27 protein-coding genes and 1 tRNA gene are annotated in these 24,439 nt (G+C 67.5%); 10 read left to right on the forward strand and 18 right to left on the reverse strand.

Features of this window, described 5'->3' with window-relative positions; all coding sequences use genetic code 11:
* The first annotated feature begins 158 nt into the window (after positions 1-158).
* Positions 159-2,489 carry a DEAD/DEAH box helicase gene (locus QQS52_RS06620; protein ID WP_472773125.1) on the forward strand — a complete coding sequence of 777 codons (2,331 nt, stop codon included), beginning with the start codon at positions 159-161 and terminating at the stop codon, positions 2,487-2,489.
* Between the two features lie 37 nt (positions 2,490-2,526).
* Here the strand turns inward: QQS52_RS06620 and QQS52_RS06625 are convergent, their stop codons facing one another.
* The 7 genes from QQS52_RS06625 to ssd all read right to left on the reverse strand — a co-directional run bounded on the left by QQS52_RS06625 (position 2,527) and on the right by ssd (position 7,085).
* On the reverse strand, positions 2,527-2,880 hold the full coding sequence (locus tag QQS52_RS06625) for an Rv3654c family TadE-like protein (protein ID WP_472773126.1): 354 nt from the start codon (positions 2,878-2,880) through the stop codon (positions 2,527-2,529).
* The gene (locus tag QQS52_RS06630) at positions 2,873-3,175 is read right to left on the reverse strand and encodes a hypothetical protein (RefSeq protein ID WP_070769377.1); all 303 of its coding nucleotides are present in this window, start codon (positions 3,173-3,175) and stop codon (positions 2,873-2,875) included. Before QQS52_RS06630 ends, QQS52_RS06625 begins: the two co-directional genes overlap by 8 nt.
* Before the next feature lie 3 nt (positions 3,176-3,178).
* Positions 3,179-3,376, reverse strand: a complete 198-nt coding sequence (locus QQS52_RS06635) for a DUF4244 domain-containing protein (RefSeq protein WP_472773127.1) — start codon at positions 3,374-3,376, stop codon at positions 3,179-3,181.
* A 101-nt stretch (positions 3,377-3,477) separates the two neighbouring features.
* Complete coding sequence (locus tag QQS52_RS06640) at positions 3,478-4,059, reverse strand: type II secretion system F family protein (protein WP_472773128.1); 582 nt, start codon at positions 4,057-4,059, stop codon at positions 3,478-3,480.
* A complete protein-coding gene (locus QQS52_RS06645) occupies positions 4,059-4,856 on the reverse strand; it encodes a type II secretion system F family protein (protein ID WP_472773129.1) in 798 nt (265 codons plus the stop codon). The genes QQS52_RS06640 and QQS52_RS06645 overlap by 1 nt, the downstream gene beginning before the upstream one ends.
* On the reverse strand, positions 4,853-6,028 hold the full coding sequence (locus tag QQS52_RS06650) for a TadA family conjugal transfer-associated ATPase (RefSeq protein ID WP_472773130.1): 1,176 nt from the start codon (positions 6,026-6,028) through the stop codon (positions 4,853-4,855). The genes QQS52_RS06645 and QQS52_RS06650 overlap by 4 nt, the downstream gene beginning before the upstream one ends.
* Positions 6,021-7,085: a septum site-determining protein Ssd gene (ssd, locus tag QQS52_RS06655; protein ID WP_472773131.1), complete on the reverse strand. Its 1,065-nt coding sequence runs from the start codon at positions 7,083-7,085 to the stop codon at positions 6,021-6,023. Before ssd ends, QQS52_RS06650 begins: the two co-directional genes overlap by 8 nt.
* Positions 7,086-7,403: 318 nt before the next feature.
* Between ssd and QQS52_RS06660 the strand changes: the two genes are divergently transcribed.
* Positions 7,404-8,234, forward strand: a complete 831-nt coding sequence (locus QQS52_RS06660; RefSeq protein WP_472773132.1) for an HAD family hydrolase — start codon at positions 7,404-7,406, stop codon at positions 8,232-8,234.
* 13 nt (positions 8,235-8,247) lie between these two features.
* Here QQS52_RS06660 and QQS52_RS06665 read toward each other — a convergent pair whose 3' ends face one another.
* Positions 8,248-8,976 (reverse strand): Fic family protein, encoded by a 729-nt coding sequence (locus QQS52_RS06665; RefSeq protein WP_472773133.1) that lies wholly within the window; start codon positions 8,974-8,976, stop codon positions 8,248-8,250.
* Between the two features lie 153 nt (positions 8,977-9,129).
* On the opposite strand from QQS52_RS06665, the gene QQS52_RS06670 reads away from it, so the two are divergent.
* On the forward strand, positions 9,130-9,636 hold the full coding sequence (locus tag QQS52_RS06670) for a phage holin family protein (RefSeq protein WP_070768264.1): 507 nt from the start codon (positions 9,130-9,132) through the stop codon (positions 9,634-9,636).
* A 104-nt stretch (positions 9,637-9,740) separates the two neighbouring features.
* Positions 9,741-10,652 carry an alpha/beta fold hydrolase gene (locus tag QQS52_RS06675; RefSeq protein ID WP_472773134.1) on the forward strand — a complete coding sequence of 304 codons (912 nt, stop codon included), beginning with the start codon at positions 9,741-9,743 and terminating at the stop codon, positions 10,650-10,652.
* Between the two features lie 25 nt (positions 10,653-10,677).
* Here the strand turns inward: QQS52_RS06675 and QQS52_RS06680 are convergent, their stop codons facing one another.
* The 4 genes from QQS52_RS06680 to nth form a co-directional block, all read right to left on the reverse strand.
* The gene (locus tag QQS52_RS06680) at positions 10,678-11,886 is read right to left on the reverse strand and encodes a MarP family serine protease (RefSeq protein ID WP_472773135.1); all 1,209 of its coding nucleotides are present in this window, start codon (positions 11,884-11,886) and stop codon (positions 10,678-10,680) included.
* Between the two features lie 87 nt (positions 11,887-11,973).
* Positions 11,974-12,738 carry an NUDIX hydrolase gene (locus tag QQS52_RS06685; RefSeq protein ID WP_472773136.1) on the reverse strand — a complete coding sequence of 255 codons (765 nt, stop codon included), beginning with the start codon at positions 12,736-12,738 and terminating at the stop codon, positions 11,974-11,976.
* Positions 12,739-12,789: 51 nt separating this feature from the next.
* Entirely contained in the window at positions 12,790-13,422 is a 633-nt protein-coding gene (locus QQS52_RS06690) for a TlpA family protein disulfide reductase (protein ID WP_472773137.1), read from the reverse strand.
* Between the two features lie 12 nt (positions 13,423-13,434).
* A complete protein-coding gene (nth, locus tag QQS52_RS06695) occupies positions 13,435-14,130 on the reverse strand; it encodes an endonuclease III (RefSeq protein ID WP_472773138.1) in 696 nt (231 codons plus the stop codon).
* Between the two features lie 466 nt (positions 14,131-14,596).
* On the opposite strand from nth, the gene glxR reads away from it, so the two are divergent.
* On the forward strand, positions 14,597-15,280 hold the full coding sequence (glxR, locus tag QQS52_RS06700; protein ID WP_070768258.1) for a CRP-like cAMP-activated global transcriptional regulator GlxR: 684 nt from the start codon (positions 14,597-14,599) through the stop codon (positions 15,278-15,280).
* A gap of 164 nt (positions 15,281-15,444) precedes the next feature.
* Here glxR and QQS52_RS06705 read toward each other — a convergent pair whose 3' ends face one another.
* The 4 genes from QQS52_RS06705 to QQS52_RS06720 all read right to left on the reverse strand — a co-directional run bounded on the left by QQS52_RS06705 (position 15,445) and on the right by QQS52_RS06720 (position 17,347).
* Positions 15,445-16,266 carry an MBL fold metallo-hydrolase gene (locus QQS52_RS06705; protein WP_070768885.1) on the reverse strand — a complete coding sequence of 274 codons (822 nt, stop codon included), beginning with the start codon at positions 16,264-16,266 and terminating at the stop codon, positions 15,445-15,447.
* A 21-nt stretch (positions 16,267-16,287) separates the two neighbouring features.
* Positions 16,288-16,743, reverse strand: a complete 456-nt coding sequence (locus QQS52_RS06710; protein WP_472773139.1) for a RidA family protein — start codon at positions 16,741-16,743, stop codon at positions 16,288-16,290.
* A 3-nt stretch (positions 16,744-16,746) separates the two neighbouring features.
* Positions 16,747-16,902, reverse strand: a complete 156-nt coding sequence (locus QQS52_RS06715; protein ID WP_168166954.1) for a DUF4177 domain-containing protein — start codon at positions 16,900-16,902, stop codon at positions 16,747-16,749.
* 109 nt (positions 16,903-17,011) lie between these two features.
* Positions 17,012-17,347 (reverse strand): WhiB family transcriptional regulator, encoded by a 336-nt coding sequence (locus QQS52_RS06720; RefSeq protein ID WP_472773140.1) that lies wholly within the window; start codon positions 17,345-17,347, stop codon positions 17,012-17,014.
* A gap of 256 nt (positions 17,348-17,603) precedes the next feature.
* On the opposite strand from QQS52_RS06720, the gene QQS52_RS06725 reads away from it, so the two are divergent.
* On the forward strand, positions 17,604-20,051 hold the full coding sequence (locus QQS52_RS06725) for a transglycosylase domain-containing protein (RefSeq protein ID WP_472773141.1): 2,448 nt from the start codon (positions 17,604-17,606) through the stop codon (positions 20,049-20,051).
* A gap of 24 nt (positions 20,052-20,075) precedes the next feature.
* Here QQS52_RS06725 and QQS52_RS06730 read toward each other — a convergent pair whose 3' ends face one another.
* On the reverse strand, positions 20,076-20,543 hold the full coding sequence (locus QQS52_RS06730; RefSeq protein WP_472773142.1) for a GatB/YqeY domain-containing protein: 468 nt from the start codon (positions 20,541-20,543) through the stop codon (positions 20,076-20,078).
* 33 nt (positions 20,544-20,576) lie between these two features.
* Here QQS52_RS06730 and QQS52_RS06735 point away from each other — a divergent pair, with 33 nt between their 5' ends.
* Positions 20,577-21,482: a metallophosphoesterase gene (locus QQS52_RS06735; RefSeq protein WP_472773143.1), complete on the forward strand. Its 906-nt coding sequence runs from the start codon at positions 20,577-20,579 to the stop codon at positions 21,480-21,482.
* A 117-nt stretch (positions 21,483-21,599) separates the two neighbouring features.
* Positions 21,600-21,676 (forward strand) — tRNA-Pro (locus QQS52_RS06740).
* Positions 21,677-21,738: 62 nt separating this feature from the next.
* On the opposite strand, the gene QQS52_RS06745 is transcribed toward QQS52_RS06740, so the two are convergent.
* Positions 21,739-23,097, reverse strand: coding sequence for a citrate:proton symporter (locus QQS52_RS06745; RefSeq protein ID WP_472773144.1), 1,359 nt, complete (start codon positions 23,095-23,097; stop codon positions 21,739-21,741).
* 196 nt (positions 23,098-23,293) lie between these two features.
* Here QQS52_RS06745 and QQS52_RS06750 point away from each other — a divergent pair, with 196 nt between their 5' ends.
* Both QQS52_RS06750 and QQS52_RS06755 read left to right on the forward strand, forming a co-directional pair.
* Positions 23,294-23,740, forward strand: coding sequence for a TetR/AcrR family transcriptional regulator (locus QQS52_RS06750; protein ID WP_472773145.1), 447 nt, complete (start codon positions 23,294-23,296; stop codon positions 23,738-23,740).
* A gap of 395 nt (positions 23,741-24,135) precedes the next feature.
* Positions 24,136-24,423, forward strand: coding sequence for a peptidase M23 (locus QQS52_RS06755; protein WP_472773146.1), 288 nt, complete (start codon positions 24,136-24,138; stop codon positions 24,421-24,423).
* Positions 24,424-24,439: the final 16 nt, after the last annotated feature.

Consider the following 24,439-nt stretch of genomic DNA (forward strand, 5'->3'; position numbering starts at 1 on the left):
TTTTCCAAAATCTTTCACGAGCACCTAAATCTAAACACTGCGCTAAGAAATCTTCGACCACTGGTAAGTGTGACACGTTTTGTCGCCGCGCGATAGTCTTGGGAGGCTTTATTGACTAAAATTCTTGGTATTTTTCCACCCAGAAAGGGGTATACGCGATGGTAGCTGAGTCCCCGAACCCGCTGGGCACGGAGCTCGCGGACATCCTCACCCGCCGCTTCCCGGAGTCCGAGTGCACCCACCTGACCACGCTGCCGCCCCGCCCGGCTGAGTACGCGGACTGGCCCGGCTGGGTGGACCCGCAGCTGAAGGAAGTGCTTGTCGATGCCGGCATCGGCAAGCTCTACAGCCACCAGGCCGCCACGGCTCAGGCGGCGTGGGCGGGCCACGACGTGGTGGTGGCCACCGGCACCTCTTCCGGCAAGTCGCTGGGCTACCAGCTGCCCATCCTGACCCGGCTGGCGGCCAGCCCGACGGCCTGCGCGCTGTACCTGACGCCTACCAAGGCGCTGGGATCGGATCAGCTGCTGGCCGCCGCGCGCCTAGCCGGCTGGGCCAACCCTGCCCCTTACGACGGCGACACCCCGGCCGAGGCCCGCGCCGGCATCCGGGACAATTCCCGGTTCATCTTCTCGACCCCGGACATAGTGCACGTGTCGCTTTTGGCCGCCCACCAGCGCTGGGCGCGCTTTCTGCGGCACCTGGAGTTCATCGTCATCGACGAGTGCCACTCCTACCGCGGGGTCTTTGGGGCCAATATCGCCCTGGTGCTGCGCCGCCTGCTGCGCCTGTGCCGCCACTACGGGGCCAGTCCCACCATCATCGCCGCCTCGGCCACCATGCGGGATCCGGCCCACCACCTGGAGCGGCTCACCGGGCGGCCGGCGCAGGCGGTGACCGCCGACGGGGCGCCGACCGGGGCGCGGACCATCATGCTGTGGGAGCCCGGCTTCCTCGACGAGAACACGCGCCGCGCCGCCGCCTCCGAGGCCGCCGACATCATGGCGGCCCTGGTGGCCGAGGGCGCGCGCACCCTGACCTTCGTGCGCTCCCGACGCGCCGCGGAGCTGGTCTCCATGCTCTGCCAGGAGGAGCTGTCGGGCCGCCTGGGCCGGGCAGACTTCGCCCGGCGCATCGCCTCCTACCGGGCCGGCTACCTGGCCGAGGACCGCCGCGCCCTGGAGGCCGGCCTCGACGACGGGAGCCTGCTGGGGGTGGCCACGACCTCGGCGCTGGAACTCGGCATCGACGTCGGCACCCTGGACGCGGTGGTCACGGCCGGTTTTCCCGGCACCGTCGCCAGCTTCTGGCAGCAGGCCGGCCGGGCCGGGCGGCGCGGCCAGGGTTCCCTGGTGGTGCTTATCGCCCGCGACGAGCCGATGGACACCTACCTGGTCCACCACCCGGCCACCCTGCTGGAGCGCGACGTCGAGGCCAGCGTGTTCAACCCGCGCAACCCCTACCTGCTCTACGGCCACCTCTACTGCGCGGCCGTGGAGCTACCGCTCAGCGATGCCGAGGCCGCCTTCGCCCCCGCCGTCGTCGAGGCGCTGGCCCGCGACGGGCTCATCAAGAAGCGGGCCCGCGGCTGGTTCCCCACCCCGCTGCTGGACGGTCAGCTACGCCCCGAGACCGCCCACGGGCAGGTCTCCCTGCGCGGCGGCGCGGGCCAGGAGGTCATGATCGTCGACGCCTCGGACGGGCGCCTGCTGGGCACCGTCGATGCCGCCCGGGCCGCCGCCCAGGTCCACCCCGGCGCGGTCTACCTGCACCAGGGCGAGACCTTCGTCATCGAGGACCTCGACCTAGACGACTACGTGGCCCTGGCGCGCCCCGACGTGCCGGACTATTCCACGCAGGCCCACTCCACCACCGACATCCGGATCCTGTCCGCGGCCGAGGAGGACGAGCTCATCAACTACTCGCCCGGCCTGTGGGTGGCTAACGTGGAGGTCGAGGTCACCAACCAGGTCACCGGGTACGTGGTGCGCCTGCCGGACGGCACCGTGGGCGAGGAGGTGCCGCTGGAGATGCCGGAGCAGAGCCTGCGCACCCGCGCCGTGGCTTATACCATCGACCCGCTAGTGTTGGACAAACTGGGCGTCACGGCGGCCGATATCCCGGGCACCCTGCATGCCGCCGAGCACGCCGCCATCGGGCTGCTGCCGCTGCTGGCCACCTGCGATCGCTGGGATATCGGCGGGGTCTCGACGGCGCGCCACCTGGATACCCAGCTGCCCACCGTCTTCGTCTACGATGGCCACCCCGGCGGGGCCGGCTTCGCCGACGAGGGCTTTAACCGCTTCCCGGAGTGGATTGAGGCCACCTTCACCGCCGTGCGCTCCTGCGGCTGCGAGTCGGGCTGCCCGTCGTGCGTGCAGTCGCCCAAGTGCGGCAACGGCAACAACCCCCTAGACAAGGCCGGGGCCCTGAAACTGCTGGGAGCCCTGGTCACGATGACGCAGGGCTCCACGGCTGGGTCGGAGTGATACTTGTTCGGGGTGTTACTGGATTAATCTGCGCGGGCTAGGCGGGCCCGGCCTTGGCCTGGGCGCCGCGCCAGCGCACCGACGCGCCAACCACGACGTCGCGGCCGGAAACGGTGCACGTGTCCAGGCGGGCGGCGTTGTGCTCGGCCGTGCGCCGGGCCGCCGGGCAGGCGTCCTGGCCGGTGGCCAGGGCGTAGGCCCCGGCCACCGCGGCGAGATCCGCGGCCACCTGGGCCTCGTGGCGGGCGACGACGTGCGCGGCGATCCCCGCCACGGCCAGCAGGACGCTGGCTAAGGCCACGATGATTCCGGCCGCGGTCACGGTGGCGTAGCCATCCTCCTGCCGGGCGAGCGCGCCCACCCGCCGGCGGGCTGGCGCCGGGCTATCCACCGGAGACCTCCGCCGGGAAGACCGCGGTGTGGCTCATCGTGCCCAGCACCGCCGGCACGCGGGCCTCGGCCGTGACCAGCCCGCCCGACTCGTTGACCGCGACCTCGATATCTCCCCGGGGCGGGACGTAGTCCACCCCGATGGCGTGGGCGCGGGCAGCCGCGCCGGCGGTATCGACGGCAGAAAGGTGCGCGGCCAGCGTCGCGATACCGCCCAGGATGGCTGCGGCCACGATGACCAGGCTGGACAAGGCGAGGGCGGCCTCAATACTGACGGAACCGGAATCATCGCGCATGGTCTAGCCCGGGGTGTTCGAGAGGGCGTCGGTGATGATGCCCTCGATGGCGTCGGAGACCCCGCCGCTGTTGATGACCATGTAGAGCACCGCCGCCAGGGCCGCGGCCCCCAAGCTCCCCATGGCGTATTCGATAGTCGACATCCCGTCCTCGTTACCTAGGGCCGAGGCCTTCTTGCGCAGGTAGGTGGCAATTTTCATGGAACTTCCCTTTCGTGTTCTGGTCTGAATTGATGGGTACGGATGGATATGGATGGATGCATGAATAGTCGTGCGAACAGGAACAAGCTGGAGCTGCCCGGTTAGAGCAGCTGCGCGCCGAGGCTTATCACCACCGGCACCAAGCCCAGCACCACAAAGGCGGGCAGGAAGCACACGGCCAGCGGCAGGGCGACGAAGACGCCGGCCCGCTCCACCGCCGCGGTCGCCTGGGACTGCGCATAAACCCGCAGCGTGTGGCTGATGCGCTCACAGCCCTGCGCGATCGCCGCGCCGGACTGCCCCGACATGACCACGAGGTGGGCGAGCTCATCGATGCCCAGCCGCCCCCAGGCCCGCTGCCCCCGGGCCCCCACCGCGAGCAGCGCGGCCACCTCGCCCCAGCGCTCGGATAGTTGGCCTACCCGGGCCAGGGCGCTGGCCGCCTGCTGGGTGGACAGCCCGGCCCGCAGGCAAGCGGCAAAGAGCTCGACGTCGCTGGCGACATCCAGCGGGTCGGGCCCCTGTCGCGTGGTGAGGCGCTCCGAAATCCCCCGCAGGAGCGCCGATGGGCCATCGCGCGGGGTCTTCGGCAGCACCCGGGCGCCAGCCGCCGTTGGCAGGCACGCCACCGCCCCGGCCAGCAGCAGCAAGGACAGCCCCAAAGAAAACGCCAGTGCATTCATCAGCCGGCCGCCTTTCCGATGAGGTAGCGCGACCACGCGAAGCCGGCGCAGGCCAGCAACACCCCGAGGACCAAGAGGACGCCGCCCAACCCGCCGCCGAGGAGGAAGCCGACCGGGTCGGCGCCCATCACCACGCCCATAGCAATTCCCGCCAGTGGCAGGCAGGTCAGGACGTAGGCGGTGGCCTGCGGGCCCTGGAGGCTCGCCTGGGTGGCCTGGGCGTGCCGGCGGGCGGCGTCGACGCGCGCCTGCGCGCTTTCTATCAGGCGGGCCAGGGGGATGCCGTAGTCGTCGCTGAGCGCGCACAGCTGGGCCAGGCCGCGCAGCCGCGGGCTGGCCTGTAGCACCTGCGGGAGGCTGCCGCCGCGGGCGGCGACCACCCCGGCGCTGACCAACACGTCGCGCAGCTCCGGCGGGCCGCCCGCCGGCAGGGCCTCCGCCCCGCGCGCCCACGCCGTCGGCAGGGTGGCCCCAGCCCGCAGGTCGCCGGTCACGGTGCCCAGGAAGGCGGCCAGCACCTCCCGCTCGGTGCGCCGGGTCCGGTTTCGCCGCATGTCGCGGATCACCCACCATGCCGTCGCGACCACCAAGACCCCGGCGACCACCACCGTAGCCCGGCCCACCCACAGGCTGACCAGCGTTACCGCGAAGACCCCGGCCAGCACGGCCGGCGCGGCGCGCAGCGGGCCCAGCCCGCCCGGCGCTTTCCCCCGGGCTCCTCCCAGGCGGGCCGCCCCAGAGGGCAGCGTGGCCCACACGCCGGCGGCCGCGGCCAAGCACCACAGGGCACTCATCATGACAGCCTCCCGGAAAGCTCAGCGGCGAATTCGGCGAAGCCCTCGCGCGGGCCGCCCTCCGCGCTCCACACCACCCGCGCCCGCACCGGGTTGCCTTCCAGGAGCCCGATCTGGGCCAGCCGGCGGCGCCCGTCCCGGCCGCGCTCGGTAGTGAATACCACGTGCACCGCCGCCGCCAGCTGGGAGTGCAGCGCCGCCCGGTCCAGCCCGCCGAGGGCGGCGAGAGCTTCCATGCGGGCGGGCACCTCGGCCAGCGAGTTGGCGTGCAGGGTCCCCGCCCCGCCGTCGTGCCCGGTGTTCAGCGCCGCCAGCAGGTCCACGACCTCCGCGCCGCGGATTTCGCCGACGATGATCCGGTCCGGGCGCATCCGCAGCGCCTGCCGCAGCAGGGTGTCCATGGTGATCTCTCCCCGCCCCTCCGCGTTGGAGCGGCGCGCGACCAGGCTGACCACGTGCGGGTGATTGGGCTTGAGCTCGGCTGTGTCTTCGATGACCAGGAGGCGCTGGGCGGTATCGGCCTCGCCTAGCAGGGCCGAAAGCAGCGTCGTCTTCCCGGATCCGGTGCCCCCGACCACCAGGAAGGAGACCTGGGCGGCGACGAGATCCCGGACGACCGGGGCGACCGCCGGGTCGATGGTGCCGTTGTCGACGAGCTCCGCGAAGCTGGTCTGCGCCTGCCGCAGCACGCGCAGGCTCAGGCAGGTCCCGCCCTCGGCCGGCGGGGACAGGACCGCGTGCAGGCGCAGGATGGTGCCGTCGCTGCGCTCGAGCCGCCCGTCGGCGAAGGGCTGGGAGTCGTCCAGGCGCGCCCCGCAGCCCACGGCCAGGCGGGTGGCCAGGCGGCGGACCTCGGCATCGTCTGCGAAGCGGACCGGGACCTCCGCGAGCCCGGCCCCGGTGTCGGCGAAGACGGAGTGCGGGCCGTTGACCACCACGTCCGTGATGCCGGGGTAGTTCATCACCCGCTCCAGCGGGCCCAGCCCGGTGGTGTCGTCGCGCAGCTGGCGCAGCACGCGCAGGACCTCCACGTCGGTGATAACGCCGGCCTCCTGGCGGACCCGGCGCGCCAGCTCGGCGGGCCGGTGGAGCAGCTCCGGCTCGGCCGCCACGCACTGCTGGAGGCTGTCGATAAGCTGCGGCGGCGACGGCGCAGGCCACGAGACCTTAGACATCCTGGCCCACCGCCTGCAGGATCTGGCGGCAGGTGGCCTCGATGGCGCGGGGCAGGCGCTGCGGCAGCCCGCCCATCTCCACAGCCGCGGCCAGCTTCTTACTCGTCGGCATCTGCGCGACGGCGTCGGCGTGGCAGATCTTTTCGACCTCCCCGAGGCCGAGGCCCGACCAGCCGCGGTCCCGGACCACCAGGTGGCAGCGGCGATTGTCCGCGGCCAGCTTGGCCACCAGCTGGGCGGCCACCGCGGTCGAGCGCACCTCCGCGGCCACTAGCACCACCACGTGCTGGGCCTGCCGCGGCAGCAGGTGCCAGTCGCAGTCGAAGATGCTTATCCCCGCCTGCCCGCGCACACTTTCGGAGGCGGCCTCGACGGCGGCCAGCTCGAGGCGAAACGGATCGGCCACAGCGCTGCGCGCCGCGGACAGCACCGCCACCCCGTCCGCAGTGGTCGGCAGCGCGGCCCGCAGCTCGTGCCCGGCGATAGCGCCTTGGCCCAGGCGCAGCTCCGGCCAGCGCGCCCCGGGCTGCTGCTCGAGCCCCAGGAGAAGATCCAGCCCGCCGGAGAATTCGCCGGCATCGACCAGCGTGACCGCCCCGTCTGCCCGGTGTTGGCCGGCCGTGCGGGCCAGCGCGGCCGCGAGCAGCGATGCCCCGGCCCCGCCGCCGGCGCCCACCACGGCCACCAGGCAGTGCTCGGCGGTGGCCTCCTCGGGTCCGCGCATGACCTCACCCAGGGTCTCCAGCAGCTGGCGGGACTCCGCCGGCAGGATAAACGCCGCCTCCGCGTGGCAGTTGAGCGCCGCCTCGTAGTTGAGCGGGCCCGGCTCGTTGCCCACGAAGTAGGCCGGGGCCCGGCCGCGCAAGCTGGCCACGTGGGCGGCGGTGGTCTCGTCCACCACCACGGCCCTAGCCTGGGCCGCTAGCCGGGAGATCTCGCGCGGGTCGACGGCGTGCCGGACCTCCGCGCTGGCGGCCGCCGCGGCGTGCTGGGCCTCGGGGATGAGCAGCGGGTCCGTGACCGCGATGAGGATGAAGTCAGTAATCGGTGCGTTCATGCCCCTCACTCTGGCCGGTCTGCCCCACCCAATCCAGGGCGCGCGAGAACGCCTGTGGACAACCCCACAGCGCGCGGCCGCAAATTAGTGGCCCACGACACATGTCACCATCCTGGTGTGAATAACCCGGCGTTCGCCCTTGCGCGCACTCCTGCGGAGTGTAACCATCGAGGCCAAACCTACGATGGAGTAGGTAGTTTTCCCACTCCCCTAGGAAAGCGCCGGAAACTGCGGTAGATTAAACACAAACGTAACAATTGCACCACAGGAAACGACAGACACTTCAGCAACAGGATTTAGCGCCAGGATTTCACCCCTATGACTCGCCAGCCCGAACGCCTCCCCGCCGACACCGCCCGCGTGGCGGCCTTCTTCGATCTCGATAAGACGATCATCGCGACCTCCTCGGCGTTCGCCTTCGGCAAGGAGTTCATGCACAACGGGCTGATTACCCCCACCGAGGCCCTGCAGCTATCCCTGGCCAAGACCAGCTTCATGATGGCCGGCCAGTCCAGCCAGCAGATGGACGCCACCCGGGACCAGCTCGCCAAGATGGTCACCGGCTGGTCCGTGGACGAGGTCGAGGCCATCGCCCAGCAGACCATGCACACCGTACTCACCCCGGCCATCTACTCGGAGGCCCGCGAGCTGATCACCTACCACCAGGCCGCCGGCCACGAGGTCATCATCATCTCCGCCTCCGCGCGCCCGCTGGTCCAGCTCATCGCGGACGAGCTCGGCGTGGACCAGGTCGTGGCCACCGAGCTCGCCGCCGAGGACGGCAAGTTCACCGGCGAGGTCCTCTACTACTGCAAGGGCCCGGCCAAGGCGGAATCCCTCGACCGCCTCGCCGAGTCCGGCCGCTACGATCTATCCCGCAGCTTCGCCTACTCCGACTCCGCCACCGACATCCCCATGCTGGAAAAGGTGGGCAACCCCGTGGCCGTCAACCCCGACCGGGCCATGAAGAAGCACGCCCTGGAGCACGGCTGGGACATCCGCACCTTCAAGGATCCCGAGCCCCTGTTCACCCTGCCCGGGGCCAAAGAGGTCGGCATCGGCGCCGGCGTGGTCGCCGGCATCGCCGCCCTCATCGCCGGCGGCATCTGGCTAGCCGGCCGCCCCGACCCCGCCAAATGGCCGGCTTAGCACCGGATTGCGCTTAAGCGGCGCGTGCGATGCCCTCTGCCTCCTTGCCGCCAGCCTCCCAGGCCGCCAGGTGGAAGCGCAGCAGCGGGAAGGGATCCCCGGCACGGTAGGCCTGCAGCGTTGCTGCGTACCGCTGGCGGTGCCGAAAGAAAAACGTCTCCGGCACCGCGAAACCGCGCGGATCCAGGCCCGTGGCGATGGCGGCGGCGCGCCCGGCCATCCGCCCCACCAGCCCGCTGCGCTCGCCGAAGCAACCGTGGGCGGCAACCTCGGCGTGCAGCACCGCCGGCAGGAGCAAGCGCAGGCCCGGCCCCGGCGCACTGCCAGCACCCTCCACGACCCAACCGGCCAGCGCCGTCAGGCGGTCTGCCACGGCCTGGGGCTTACCCGCCCCGCCGCCTGCCACGTCCCAGCGAGCCAGAACTTGCAGCGGGGCGCGGGTGAAGGTGCGCATGGTGGCGGAAAACTGCTCGGGCGCCAGCGTGGAATAGGCGCTGATGTGGCGGGCCAGCAGGCTGCCATCAGCATTAAATTCCTCCGCCACGTCGCGGGCGACGCGCCCGCTGACCAGCCCCGCGCTGGCCCGCGCGCCGCGCAGCAGAGATTCAGAGGAAACGACCTCGGGTTTGCGCAAAGCCGCAGGTCGCCGGTGTGCCGCCGCGATAGTATTCTCGGCCCGCCCGGATAGGCGGGAGACTTCTTCGTCTCTTAACAGCAGGGATAGCGGGTCATTTTCGGCCATATGAACTAGGATAGGCGTTAGCAAACGTGGCGACGGGCTGCGGCCGACCGTTTTTAGACTGTAACCCGCGTGGCGGGAAGCTGTGCGCGCGGACGACGTTTCCACGTAGTATTTAAGTTACGAAATATTTTCCACCCAAGGAAGGTTTAACCTGTGAGCAACGACGGACTTTTCACCGACGGCAGTAATCAGTTTGCCCCGAAGGTCAACGCGATCCCCCTCAGCGACGCTGACACCTCCCGCTCCGGTGAGGCTTCCATCGGCACCTTGGTCTCCAACGCCACTGAGCAGGTTTCCAGCTTGGTCCGCTCGGAGGTCGAGCTGGCCAAGACCGAGCTGGCCGCTTCCGCCAAGAAAGGTGGCATCGGCGCTGGCTTCTTCGGCGTCGCCGGCACCGTCGCTTTGTATAGCTCCTTCTTCTTTTTCTTCTTCCTCGCGGAGCTGCTGGCCAAGTGGCTGGACCGCTGGGCCGCCTTCCTTATCGTCTTCCTCATCATGCTGGTCATCGCCGGCGTCTGCGCCCTGGTGGGTATCCAGAACGTGAAGAAGGTCAAGAAGCCGGAAAAGACCATCAACTCCTTTAGCGACATGAAGGACCTGGTCCCGGGCAAGGCCCAGAAGAAGGTCGAGGGCAACAAGGGCCTGTTCACTAACTCCTAGGCCAGCCCTTAAAGCCCCCTCCCTGCCCCTAACTCCGCCCCACGCACCGCGTTCGGCGGAGTTTTGTCAGTTTCTACCGACCCCAACCTGGAGGAGTAACGCCCGTGTCGGCACGCAACCTTTCGCCCTCCGTCGTGGAGCTGGACGGCCCGTTTACGCACCAACTGGTGCACACGCGCGGCATCCGGCTGCACGCCGCGGTGGCCGGGGATCCCCAAAATCCCCTCGTCGTGGCCGTCCACGGCTCCTACGGCGGCTGGTTCGACTACCGCGACGTCATCGCCCCGCTGGCCGAGCGCGGCTTCCACGTCGCGGCTATCGATGCCCGCGGCTTCGGCATGTCCGACAAGCCCCCGGCCGATATCGGCCACGACATCCGCGTGATGACCGGCGATCTCTCCGGACTCATCCAGGCGCTGGGCCACCGCCGGGCCCTCATCATCGGCAACGACACGGGCGCCTCGGTGGCCTGGTCCTTGGCGGTGGAGCATCCCGAGCGCGTCGCCGGCATCGTGAGCATCTCCGGCGCCTACCCGGTGGACCTGCGGCGCGCCATGACCGCCCGCCCCTGGGACTTCTTCTGGCTGTGGCTGCGCGCGGGCCTGTGCCGCCTGCCCTACCGAGCCCTGCAACGCGTGCCTGGGCTCTCCGAGTGGGTCTACCGCAAGGAGCTGCTACTCAATACCACCAGCCGCTTCCGCGACGAGCGCTTCCAGCGGCTGCTGCGGCTGCGGATCGAGGCCGCCTCCATCGGCAACGTCGTGCGCGGAATCCTGTGGAACCACCGGCTGCTGACCGCCGCCGTCCCGCGCCGCTGGGTCGAGGAGACCATCTCCGCGCCCGTACTCTTCTTCCACTCCGGGCAGCGCCTGTGGAACCCCATCATCCGGCGCGCGAGGGCCCGCACCACCGGCGCCTTTGCCGATCACAGCCTGCGCCACGCCAAGAACCTGCCGCACGTGGAAGAGCCCGCCGACTTCGTCGCGACCGTCGCGGACTGGGCGCGCCAGCTCTAGCAACTGCTCCGGCTTATCTTCCGGCCTACTCGGAGACGACGTCGCGGACCACGCACTCGCCGGTGTGGACCGGCTCGGTCAGCTGCGTGACGTTACCGATGTGGGAAATCACCTCGTCGGCGGTGAGCGCATAACCGGTGTCCGTGTCATCCACGGCCGCGCCGAAGACCATGCCCAAGACCTGGCCCTCCGTGTTAAACAGCGGTCCGCCCGAGTTGCCCTGCTGGATGCTGCCGCGCACGGTGTAGGCGTCGCGCTCGACGCGGCCCATGTTGTAGATATCCGGGCCGGCAATCGTAATGCGGTCGCGCACGCGGGCCGGGGTGGCGCTGAACGGGCCCGATTGCGGGAAGCCCATGACGATGGCGTCATCGCCGGTCACTCCCGGCTCCGGCGCCCAGTCCAGCGGCGGCAGCTGCAGGTTCTCGCTGTGCAGCAGGGCAATGTCCACCTCGGGGTTGTAGTAGACCACCTCGGCCTGCTGGATGCCGGTGGCCGTATCCAGGTTGACCAGGTTGGTCCCGGCCACGACGTGGGCGTTGGTGACCACGTAGTCGTCCTGGATGACAAAGCCAGAGCCCATCAGGCGGCGGCTGCAGGAGTCCGCGTCGCCCAGCACGTGGATGACCGAGGGGCGCAGCTGCTTGACCAGCGCCTTGTCCTCGATCTCGATGCGCGGCGCAGCGACCTCCACGTTGCGGTCGCCATCGATGGGCGCCACCAGCGGCGGCAGGCCAGTCTGGTTCAGCAGCGAGGTCACCCCGCCCGGCAAGGCCTTCAGCTGCTCCGGTGCGACCGAGTGGATGCCGCCCAGGATCTTAGATTCCCGCAGGCCCTTGCCCACCGCGCCGGTCAGTCCGCTGGCCAGGGGGATGGAGACCAGCCAGATGACCAGCAGGGCGGCCACGGCTTGGAAGACCGAGCCGGCCAGGGAGTCGATGCGCTGGGCCGATCGCAGCCGGAGCCTGTCCCGCAGCCGGGCGCCGAGGGAAGACCCGGCCAGATGGCCGATCCCGACCAGCAGGATCATCACGCCGACGGCCAGCAAGAGGCGCAGGGCCACCGAGTCCGTCAGGCGCATCGCCAGCGGGGCCAGGCCCATGCCGATGACCAGGCCGGCGACGATGCCGATGAAGGACAGCACGGAAGACATCACGCCCTGGCGCCACCCGGTGAACACCGCGGCTAGCACGGAGATCACGATGAGGGCGTCGACCACTAAAAATGCGCTCACTGAAATAAGGGTTCTTCCTGTAAAAATCTGTTTTGGCTAGGCCAGCATACTACCGCGCGGCGACGCAGCTGCTAAACAGCTACATAACTATTCGGCTGCCGGTTGGTGCTGGTGCGGTTCGTTCATCTTCTCACGATTGCGCGACGCGGCGAGGGTGGCGCGGAGCGGTCGCACCGAATTGTTATCCCAGGGCTGCTCCCAGCCAGCGTGCCGCAAGGTGGTGGCCAGCACCCCGGCGGTAAATCCCCAGATGACGTAGCCCTGGATCCGGAAGGCGGGCCCGCTCCAAGCACCCCACCCCACCTGGATCCGGTTGGCGGGATCGATGAGATCGGTCAGCGGGACGGTGAAGACGTCGTCCGTCTCCGCGGGGCTGGCCACCCCGACCGGGGAGAGGCTGTGCCAATAGGCCAGCACCGGGGTCACGGGGTTGCCGGTCGCCCGGATCCGCAGCCGCTCCCACTGATCGATGGGGGTCACACTGCGGCGATCCAGCCCGGTTTCCTCCCAGGCCTCCCGCAGGGCGGCATCAACCAGGTTGGCGTCTTCCGGATCCACCCGGCCACCGGGGAAGGCGATCTGGCCGGAATGCGAGCGCATGGTCGGCGCGCGGTGGGTCAGCAATACCCGGGCGTTGTCCAAGCAGTCCCCGGCCAGCAGCACCAGCACCGCCGCGTCCCGGCGCAGCTTCTTCACCGGCGGGAAGTTGCAGTCGAGGCGCTGGCCCATGGTCGCCTCGATCTGGTGCGAATCCACCCCGAGGGCTGGGCGCAGCCACCGCGGCGCGGCCGCCGGGCGCACCGTCACGTTTTCGCCGGGCCGGTCCCCGTGGTGCGGCAAGTGCAGCCCCATCAGCTCCTCACCACCCCTGCCCTTAGCCGTCCCGTTGCCAAAGCGCTAGCTTTAGCCATCCAGCGCCCCCGCGACCGCGGACTCAATCTCCGCGGTGGACTCGAAGGCCTGGACGAAACGGCCGACCTCGTCCCCGTCTTTCAGCACCAGAGTGATGGGGATGACCCGCGGCAGGCCGAGCTCGCCCGCAAACGAATTATCCGAATCCTGGAAGCTGGGCAGGCCCACGCCGAGCTCCTCGAGCAGCGCCGCGCCGTTAGCGGCGTTGGTATCGGCGTGCACGCCGAGAACCTCCCACTCCGGGTGGGTGGTGGCGACTTCCTCCAGCAGCGGTAGCTCATCCCGGCAGGGCTGGCACCACCAGGCCCACACGTTGACGATGGTCACCCCATTATCGGCCGAGGCTTCTTCCGCGGATTCCTTCCCGCCCAGGCAGCCCAGCTGGACGCCGGCGACCGTGCCCGCTGGGCAGTCCGGGCGGGCCGGCACCTCGGTGGCATCGCCCTGCTCGGCCGACGATGCCCCGGGCGCAGACGATGCCCCCGCCACGTCCGGGCCGTCAGCTCCCGGGCCGGACGCACCGTCGTCGCCGCCCCCGGAAGACAGGAGTGCCAGGGCGGCGGCGACCACGGCGACTGTCAGTACGACAGCCGCCCCGATGGACCAGAAAACCTGCTTTTTCATGTCCCCACCATTCTACTGGGCCGGCGCACTTTTCCCGTATTCCGCAGCCGCCGGGCACAGGTGCGCCAGCACGCAGTCGCCGCAGCGGGGGCCACGTGCCCGACAGACCGCCCGCCCGTGGAAGATGAGTCGGTGGGAGAACATGGTCCACTCTTCCTCCGGCAGCTGGGCGGCGATGCCCTTTTCTATCGCCACCGGGGTCGTCTTCTCCGTCAAGCCGAGCCGGGTGACCAGGCGCTGGAAGTGCGTGTCCACCGTCAGCCCCGGCAGGCCGAAGGCGTTGCCGCGCACCACCAGGGCAGTCTTGCGGCCCACCCCAGGCAGGCTGGTCAGCTCCTTCACCCCGCGGGGGACCTCGCCGCCGAAGTGGGCCAAAAGCCCCTCGCCTATCCCCAGCAGGTGCTTGGTCTTGGCCCGCTGGAAGCCGAGCGGGCGCAGGATTTCCTCGAGCTGCGCCGGGTCCGCCTGGGCGTAGGCGGCGGCGTTAGGGTATTTTGCGAAGAGTGCAGGGGTGACTTGGTTGACCCGTGCGTCGGTGCATTGGGCGGAGAGCACCGTGGCCACCAGTAGCTCCAGCGGGTTGCGGAAGTCCAGTTCACAGCGGGCGTTCGGATATTCCCGGCTGAGAATTTTGTTGATCGTCTCGGCCCGCTGCGGATCGGATTTGCGAAGATTTTTCGCAGATTTCGAGGGTTTATGGTCACGCATGAATAAAAGCTTAGTAAGATGGTATCCATGATCGTCTTAGTCATCGTCGCGCCCGTCGCGCTTGCCGTGTTCGCCATGTCCATGGAGAAGCTTGAATCAAGCGTCCTCACCTAGTCTGCACTAGGTTGTAGATTGCAGGGCTAGCACGCTCGCGCCCTCGGGATAACTGGACATACCAAAACCGGATCGCTTTTTTAAAATTCCTGGTTGTCACGACTGAGTTGGCGGCTCCCCTGGGAGCTGGAGGTTGCAGCGGTGGCTTTTATCTTTCATACGCACGGATTACGCGACTACGCGTGCCCTGTGTGCAGGCTCTGTTTCTGTTAGGAATTGCGCTTTTAGCCCCATAAGTGACCAATTCCACGGTAGAATGAGAGCCGTTACATAAAATTATCCGGTGCCTGCGGTGAAGCTCACTGCAGATTTACACCTTCGACCCCATCAGCTGAGTGACCAAGGAGCATTAGTGGAAAGCGTTCAGGATATTCTCTCCCGCGCCGGTATCTTCCAGGGTGTCGATCCCGTCGCGGTTAACAACCTGATTGAGCAGATGGAGACCGTCCGTTTCCCGCGGGGTACCACCATTTTCGACGAGGGCGAACCGGGCGACCGCCTCTACATCATCACCTCGGGCAAAATTAAGCTCGCCCGCCACGCGCCGGACGGCCGCGAAAACTTGCTGACCGTGATGGGCCCGTCCGACATGTTCGGCGAGCTGTCCATCTTCGATCCGGGCCCGCGTACCTCCGCCGCGGTCTGTGTGACCGAGGTCCAGGCCGCCACTATGAACTCGGAGATGCTCAAACAGTGGGTCAGTGACCACCCGTCCATCGCCCAGCAGCTGCTGCGCGTGCTGGCTCGCCGCCTGCGCCGCACCAACGCCAACCTGGCGGACCTCATCTTCACCGACGTGCCGGGCCGCGTGGCCAAGACGCTGCTGCAACTGGCCAACCGCTTCGGCGTGCAGGAAGGCGGCGCTCTGCGCGTCAACCACGACCTGACCCAGGAGGAGATCGCCCAGCTGGTCGGCGCCTCCCGCGAGACCGTCAACAAGGCCCTGGCGACCTTCGCTCACCGCGGCTGGATCCGCCTGGAGGGCAAGTCGGTCATCATCGTGGACACCGAGCACCTGGCCCGCCGCGCCCGCTAAAACCGGCCTTTTCCAAGACCCCGCACCCCGCGCCCGCGGGGACGGGGTTATTTTTATGCCCGGGCCCGGCGGGCACGGACGGAAGACAAAAGCCTCCCCGCCCCCTCACTGCTTCGCGCGAGCCAGTGAGGGGGCGGGGAGGCAAGTGCCCTGGGAAGGGTCTCTTAGCTGTTCTTTTCGGCGTCTAGGTACTTCAGCGCCGTGCGGGTCGATTGCTCGGCCGCATGGCGCAGGACCGGATCGACGTCGTCATACATGTTGTCGATGAGGGCCCGCAGCTCGATGTCCTCGCCGTATTCCTGGCGCAGCGTGCGAATCTGATCCAGTCGGTAGTGGCGGCGGTCGATGTACTTGCGCGCCATCGCGGAGGTGTCCTCCAGATCCGGGCCGTGGCCCGGCAGCAGGGGCACGTCCTTGCCGCGCTCTTCAAGCATGGCCAGCGACTCCAGGTAGTCCCCCAAGTCGCCGTCGGTCTCCGAGAGCAGCGTGGTGTGGCGACCGGCGATGGTGTCACCACTGATGATGCCCTCTAGGTGGGAGTTGTGCGGCTCGCCGCTCCAGACGAAGAAGGACGTGGAATCCGCTGTGTGGCCTGGGGTGTGCGCCACCTCGAGCTGCGGGGTGACCCCGTCCAGAGAGATGCTCTCCCCGTCTTGCAGTGCTTCGGAACCGCTTGAGCAGTAGTTCGGGTCAAAAGCGCGGATGGGCGCCCCGGTCAGCTGGCGCAGCCGGTTGGCCCCGTCGGCGTGGTCATTGTGCCGATGAGTCAGTACGATGAGGCCGATTTCCCCAGCATTGTTGCGGATGACGTTAAGGTTTCCCTCGTCTTCCGGGCCCGGATCCACGACGATTGACTTGGCGTCTTCCGCCGCGCGGATGATCCAGGTGTTGGTCCCCTCGAGGGCCGTGTAGCTGGGGTTGTCGCACAGGACAACGCCCGCTGAACGAGTCACCGGGCGAAGTTGGCTATATGCAGGATGCTCCATAAATCCTACCCTATCCGATCTTTAAGAGATCTCCACGATGAGCTCGATTTCCACCGGGGAGTTCTTCGGCAGAACTGCCACGCCGACGGCGGAGCGAGCGTGCTGGCCGGCGTCCCCGAAGACCTCACCGATAAGATTCGAGGCACCGTTGATGACTTCGGGCTGGTCCACAAAGTCCGGATCGGAGGAGACGAAGCCCACGACCTTCAGGACGCGGGAGATGTTGTCCAGGCCCACCTCGGCATCGACAGCCGCGAGCGCGTTGAGGATGCTGCGGCGGGCCAGATCCTGGGCCTGCTCGAGGCTGACCTCGGCGCCGACCTTGCCGGTGGCCGGCAGCTGGCCGTCGACCAGGGGCAGCTGGCCCGAGGTCCAGACCTGGTTGCCTACCTTGAGGGCCGGCACGTACGAAGCCAGCGGCTTGGCCACCTGCGGCAGCTCGTAGCCCAGCTCTTCCAGTCGCTTCTTAAAACTCATGTGTTATTCCACCTCACGCTTGAAATATGCAACGACGTTCTCCGGGTTCATACCGGGAGTAATAGTCACCAATTCCCAGCCGTCTTCACCCCAGGTGTCCAAGATCTGCTTGGTGGCGTGGGTGAGTACGGGCGCGGTCGCGTATTCCCATTTAGTCATGGTGCCCATTTTAGACGAAGAAACGCCCCGAAGACATCGGTCTTGCGGGACGTTTTCTCACAGTTTCTCACTATTTCTTAACCGAGCTGGCTCGCGCGCCGCCCAGTCCTTAGATGCCGTGCAGTTCCCCACCGCGGGCCAGGTAGTTGGCCCAGTTCTTCACGTCCGGATTCTTGCGCAGCACGGCGCGGCGCTGGCGCTCGGTCAGCCCGCCCCAGACGCCGAATTCGACGCGGTTGTCTAGGGCGTCGGCCCGACATTCCATCATGACTGGGCAGTGACGGCAGATGACGGCCGCCTTGCGCTGCTCGGCCCCGCGCACGAAAAGCGCATCCGGGTCGCCGTTGCGGCACTTGGCCTGGGTAATCCACTCACCCCGCTCGAAACCGGAGGCCGTGCCGGTAGCTTTCGTGCGTTGGCCAGAACCCTGCAGGCTTAAAGTCATGGAAGGGTTGTACTCCTTTCGGTGAGCCATCTACTGCCACGCGCTAACGCACCGTCTGCGCGGCGTGACCAACAGTCGTCATGATGCCTACGGTTAGTGTATTAACAGCACCGATTAGCTGTCTAACAGGTCACACTTTAGGGGGTGTTCGCTCAGATCACAGCGCGCTGTGAGTTCGCCTATTTCTCACAGCTTTACCCACGCCAACAGGAGTTGCGTATTTCCCCGCAGACCAAAGCAACGTAGGGTATAACGCGTGAATGCATCTAGACCTCTGGCAAAGATCGCCCTAGCCACCCTCCTGGTTGGGGTGCTCATCGCCGTCGCCTTCGCCCCCATTGCAGGCATCACGTCGGTAGCCATCGCCCGCACCGGCGCCACGATGGAGTCCGATATCGACGAGCTCAACGCCGGCGCCGCCCCCGGGGTGACCACCATCAAAGACGCCCAGGGCGAGGACCTGGCCTACCTTTTCGATCAGCGCCGCCACCCGGTCGAGCCGGATCAGATCTCGCAGTCGATGAAGGACGCCATCGTGGCGATCGAGGATCACCGCTTCTACGAGCACGACGGCGTGGACTTCCAGGGCAACTTCCGCGCGCTGGCTAGCAACCTCGCCGCCGGCGGGGTCTCCCAGGGCGCGTCCACCCTGAACCAGCAGTACGTGAAGAACTACCTCCTGCTAGTCGCGGCCCAGACCGACGAGGAGCGCACCGCGGCCACGGAGCAATCCATCCCCCGCAAGCTGCGGGAGATCCGCATGGCCGCGGAGATGGATAAGGAGCTGAGCAAAGACCAAATCCTGACCAATTACCTGAACCTGGTGCCCTTCGGCAACCACTCCTACGGCATCGAGGCCGCCGCGCAGACCTACTTCGATATCCCCGCCGCCGACCTGAGCGTGCCGCAGTCCGCCCTGCTGGCCGGGATGGTCCAGTCCTCGGAATACCTCAACCCGTACACCAACCCGGAAGGCGCCACCGACCGGCGCAACCAGGTGCTTCAGTCCATGGCCGATAACGGCTACCTCAGCCAGGCGGACGCGGACCGCTTTGCCGGCGAGTCGCTGGGCGTGCTCGAGAGCCCCAACCTGATGGCCAACGGCTGCATCGGCGCCGGCGACCGCGGCTTCTTCTGCGACTACGTGCTGCAGTACCTGGAGGAAAAGGGCCTGTCGACCGAGGAGCTCAAGCACGGCGGCTACACGGTCAACACCACCCTTGACCCGCAGGTCCAGGACGCGGCGAAGGAAAGCGTGGACGCGCAGACCGACCCGACCACCCCGGGCGTGGCCGAGGTCATGAACGTCGTCGAACCGGGCCAGGACTCCCGCAAGGTGCTGGGCATGGTCTCCTCCCGCACCTACGGCCTCGACCTGGACAACGCGGAGACCATCCTGCCCCAGCCGTACTCCATGGTGGGCAACGGCGCCGGCTCGATCTTCAAGATCTTTACCGCCGCCGCGGCGCTCAAGGGCGGCTACGGCACCCAGTCCCTGCTCGATGTTCCCACCCGCTACGAGGCCGAGGGCCTGGGCCACGGCGGCGCGGACGGCTGCCCGACCAACAAGTACTGCGTGGAAAACGCGGGCACCTACAAGCCCACACTGACCTTCCAGGACGCGCTGGCCGAGTCCCCCAACACAACCTTCATCAAGCTCTCCGAGCAGGTTGGGATCGAGGCTATCGTGGACATGGCCGTAGATCTGGGCATGCGCTCCTACGAAGACAAGGGCACCTACGGCGACGCCGCCCTGGCGGACTTCGCCAAGGAGGCCCCCATGGGTTCGTTCACGCTGGGCCCGACCGCGGTCAACCCGCTGGAGCTGTCCAACGTCGGCGCGACCATCGCCTCCGGCGGCAAGTGGTGCGAGCCGAACCCCATCACCAGCGTCACGGACAAGGAGGGCAACCAGGTCTACCTGGAGGAAACGCCCTGTGAAAGCGCCCTGGACAAGGGTGTGGCGGACGCCTTGGCGGACGCCATGACCGCCGATATGGACCACGGCACCGCGGAGGAGGCCGCCAAATCCATGGGCTTTTCCGGCCAGGCCGCCTCCAAGACCGGTACGACCGAGTCGCACCAGTCAGCGGCCTTTTTGGGATTCAACTCCGGCGTGGCCGCCGCGCCGTATATCTTCAACGACGGCACCTCGACCTCCCCGCTGTGCACGGGCCCGACCCGCCAGTGCGGCAGCGGCAGCATGTACGGCGGCGACGAGCCGGCGCAGACCTTCTTCGGTTTCGCCACCCAGGTCCCGCAGGCCGCAGGCGGCAATGTCGCGCAAGGCGACGAGAAGTACCGCGAGGGCACCAACAACGACGCGGTCCTCGACGGCCTGCGGGGCAAGTCCGAGGCCGAGGCCCGCCGCGTGCTCGAGGGCAAGGGCCTGAACGTGGAGACCACCCAGGTCATCGGCGGCGACACCCCCTACGGCCGCGTGGTGCGCGTGGTGCCCAGCGCCGCCGGCCTCAAGGAGGGCGCGACAGTCCGCGTCCAGTTATCGGACGGCTCCGGCGGAGGCGGCAGCTCGTCGGGCACCGCCGACTCCAACAGCACGGGCGCTTCCAGCCCCTCCCCGGCTGCTAACGATGCCCCCTCCGGCCGCGGCGGTGGCGGCGGTCAGAGCCGCCCCGAGCCGCTGATTTCCCAGCGCGACATCGATAATTTCACCAACGATCTGCGTGGGCTGTTCGGGCTGTAGCTTATCCTCCTCTACAGCTAGCCGCTAGCCCTGCAGGCGCGCCTTGACCGCGCCTGAGAGCCGCTTGCCGTCGACCCGGCCGGCGGCTTTCGCATTGGCGGCCTTCATGACCGCGCCCATCTGCTTCATGCTGGCGGCCTCCCCGGTGGCTTGCTCGACCTCGGCGACGGACTCAGCGACGAGCTGCTCGACCTCGGCGTCGTCCAGCTGGGCGGGCTGGTAGGCCTCGAAGTAGGGCACGTCGGCCAGCTCGGCCTCGGCCAGCTCCGGACGACCGTTTTCCTGGTAGACGTCGGCGGACTCGCGGCGCTTCTTGATCTCGCGGGCGATAACCTTGAGGACGTCCTCATCGGTCAGCTCGTGGCGGGAGCCGTTGGTCTCGTCTGCCTGGATGGCGGCCAGCAGGGAGCGGATGGCGCTGGTGCGCTCTTTCTCCTTGGCCTTCATGGAGGTTTTCAGATCGGCACGGATGGTTTCTTTGAGGTTGCTCATACCTAAAAAGATACGCCAGGTAGGCTGGACGGCGTGAAAAAATCGACGAGTGCACTCAGTAGCATCGGCGCCCTCGCCACCGCCGGGGCCGCGACCCTGGCCTGGGGCTATACCGAACTAGACAAGTTCGAGCTCAAGGAATACACCCTTCCCCTGCTGCCGGCGGGCACGCTGCGCCGAGACAAAGAATTCCGCCTGCTGCACGTCAGCGACCTGCACATGATTCCGGGCCAGGACACAAAGATCGCCTGGGTCTCCGCGCTCGATACCCTCCGGCCGGACCTGGTGGTCAACACCGGCGACAACCTCTCCGACGCCGCCGCGGTCCCCGACGTCCTGCGCGCCCTGGGCCCGCTGCTTCAGCGGCCCGGCCTGTTCGTCTTCGGCACCAACGATTACTGGGCCCCGCGCCCAGTCAACCCGCTGAAGTACCTGTGGGGCGCCAAGCGCGAGCCGTCCTATGTGGACCTGCCATGGAAGGACATGCGCGCGGCGTTCGTGGAGCACGGTTGGCTCGACGCGAACCAGGCCCGCCTGGAGTTCAAGGTGGGTGACGTGCGCCTGGCCGTGGCCGGCGTGGACGATCCGCACCACGATCTGGACGACTACTCCGAGATAGCCGGTGCCCCGAACCCGGGCTCGGATCTCCGCCTGGCCCTGCTCCACTCGCCGGAGCCGCGCGTGCTGGAGCAATTCGCCGCGGACGGCTACCAGCTGTCCCTGTCCGGCCACACCCACGGCGGCCAGATCTGCCTGCCGGGCTCCCGGGCGCTGGTGACCAATTGCGACATCGACCGGACCCGCGTCCAGGGCCTCCACGACTTCGGGCCGATGAAGATGCACGTGTCCAACGGCCTGGGCACGTCCAAGTACGCGCCGGTGCGCATTTTCTGCCGCCCCTCGGCCACACTGCTGCACATCACCGAGCGGGACTCCTAATAGGCTCCTTAGCCAACGCCTCCCCGACACGCGCCGAATACACACCCGCTGTGCAGGCGTTTTGTTAGTTGGGAAGAAAGTGCGTTACAGTATTCCGGTACCGCAAAGAACGGTCGCCGGGATATGGCGCAGCTTGGTAGCGCGCCTCGTTCGGGACGAGGAGGTCGCAGGTTCAAATCCTGTTATCCCGACCAACACGAACCCCGCTCTCATTTTCAGTGAGAGCGGGGTTTTCTTCTGCCTAGCCCTGCTGCCCTTAGGCCAGCATCCCGAAGGCGAAGGCCACCAGGACGATGGCGAGGGAGAACGCCCACGCCAGCGGGAAGGCGATCTTCAAGTACTCGCCCATGTCGGCACGGGCCAGGCCCAGCGCCAGCCACAGGGCCAGGGAGAACGGGGAGACGAACGTGCCGATGACGTTGCCGATAATAAGGGCGCTGGCCGCGCCCATGCCGCTGACGCAGAAGTTGGCGACGGTTTCCTGCACGATGGGCAGGATGGAGAAGTAGTAGGCGTCCGTGGAGGTCATCAGGTCCAGCGGCACGCCTAGCAGGCCGATGATGACGTGCAGGTACGGCCCCACGGACGCCGGAAGGATGGCGATGAGCTGCTGGGCGATGGCCTCCAGCATGCCGGCGCCGTTGAGCACGCCCAGGAACATGGCGGCGGCCAGGATGATGCCGGCCATGGATAGCGCGTTCGGGGCGTGGCGGCGCAGGGCGTCGGTCTGCTCCGACTGGGAGTCGAAGTTGATGAGCAAAGCAACGGTCGCGGCCAACAGGAAGGCCGGGGCCGGCGGCAGCAGCCCAGAAAGCAGGGCCACCAGCACGAGGAGGATGACGGCCACGTTCAGGATGGTCACCACCCGGCCGGTGCGGTTGCGGAAGCCCTTGTCCTCCTGCTTCTGCTTGCGGATGAAGTCGCTGGCGATGGCGTTGACGTCGACGGCCTCCTCCCCCTCCAGCTGGCCCGCGGCGCGTAGCTTAGCGATGCGCCGCTTCTGCCACACGCCCAGCGTGGCGGCGATGACCAGGACCATCACGACGCACACGCCCTGGATGGGCAGCAGGTGCATCCAGATCTGGTGGGTTTCTAGGTTGGCCACCGAGCCCGCGCGCCCCAACGGCCCGCCCCAGGGGACCATGTTCATCACGGATGCCGCCAGCGCGACGATGGTCACCAGGACGTAGCGGGAGATGTGCAACGCGGTATATAGCGGCAGCAGCGCCGGGATGGCCAGCAGGAAGGTGGTAGACCCCGAGCCGTCCAGGTGCGCCACGATGCCGATGGCGGCCGTGCCCACGGTCACCGCGACGACGTTGCCCCGGGTGGCGGTGATAAGCGCCCGGATCACCGGGTGCAATAGCCCGACGTCCTGCAAGATCCCGAAAAAGATGATGGCGAAGATGAACATCGCCACGACGTTCATGACCGAGCCCAGGCCTTCTTCGAAGAAGTCCCCGATTTCCCCGAACCCGAACCCGGCGATCAGCGCGCCGACGACCGGGACGATGGTCATGGGCACCAGCGGCGTCGTCCGCCCCTGGATCAAGATGGTCACGGTAATAATGATGATGGCCAGGCCCATGAGGGTCAGGCCGAGTGGGGTTTGCATGCCGGCTGCTTATCCAGACGGTTCACGAGGTTCGCCACACCGTTTTCGTTAGTGTGATCCAGCTTAAACCATGCTGGATTGATTCAGTTGATTTGCCTTCACCAAACCCCGAGGCCCCGCTCGTAACCTCGGGCTTTTCTGCCGATTATTCGGCGCTTGACTCAGCCGCGCCGCCGATGTCGACCCCGCGCTGGTCATGCACTATTTCAAGAGCAAGGCCGGACTTTTCGATGCCGCCGTGGAGACCCTCCTGACCGTGCCCGCGACAATCGGCCGCAGCACGGATCTGAGGGACATGCTGCTGACCTACTTCCACAATTGGGAGGACCCGTACACGGGCCCGCGGCTGCGCGCTATCGTCCGCGCGGGCATCGGTTCCGAGTTTGCAGCTGAGCGCCTGCGCGATTATTTCAGCGCGAATTTCCTTGACGCCATCAAACAGACCCCCAGCCTGCAAGAGCGCTTCAGCCCCGAACAGATTGCGCTCTTCCCCGTCATGGGCAGCATGCTGCTAGGAGTCGCGATTACCCGCTACCTCATGGAGTATTCGGCAACCGCCGAAGCCAGCACCGAAGAACTCGTGGACAATCTTCTCCCCCTGGCCGAGGCGCTCCTGTGCCAGGCCCCTGACGCACCGACCTAACTGCGGCCGAGTTTTCTTGTTATCCCCCCTAGATACAGGGAAACGGCGCCGCATCCCTACAGCTGCGGCGCCGCCCCTATTCCCTATCACTCACAACGGATTTAAACCGCTAGTCCGCCCCCTAAGCGGACTACGTGAGCGAGACCTAGCCTAGCACCCCGAAGTGTCAGATCCTAGCTCACCAGCACTTTCACAGAATCCTGTTAAGGTCTCTCCACTTGCGACATAAAGCTGACAAAATCATCACCGCCGTATGCTGCCCATTTTCATTCATCCTAAAATCTGGGTGGAAATCGCTGCCCGCACGAGCACGCCCCGGGTGGGCAAACGTCACACCGGCATGCGCAAGGAGAACCGACCCGACGCGGCCAAGAAATGGGCTAGATTGGACAACCATGATGGAATTCCAGGACGCAGCCGCCAAGGCCTACCAGCACCGCGGGCCGCTTTCCGGCGCGGCCGAGACCGACACCCACTGGCTTTTCAGCCCGGCCCACCCGGACCAGGAGCTGGGCCCGACGTTTGTCAACCGGGAGTCTGGTGAGCTCGAGCAGTACGACACCAACCCCCGCAACTGGCGCCCGCGCCTGCAGCTCTTCCGCGCGCAGAACCCGCAGCCGCGCCCCATCCCCGAGCAGTACTTCGGCGAGCCCGAGGCCCTCGAGGACCCCCAGGGCAACTAATTCTTCCCTGCTAGCA

The sequence above is a fragment of the Corynebacterium sp. 1103A genome (genome assembly GCF_055700955.1).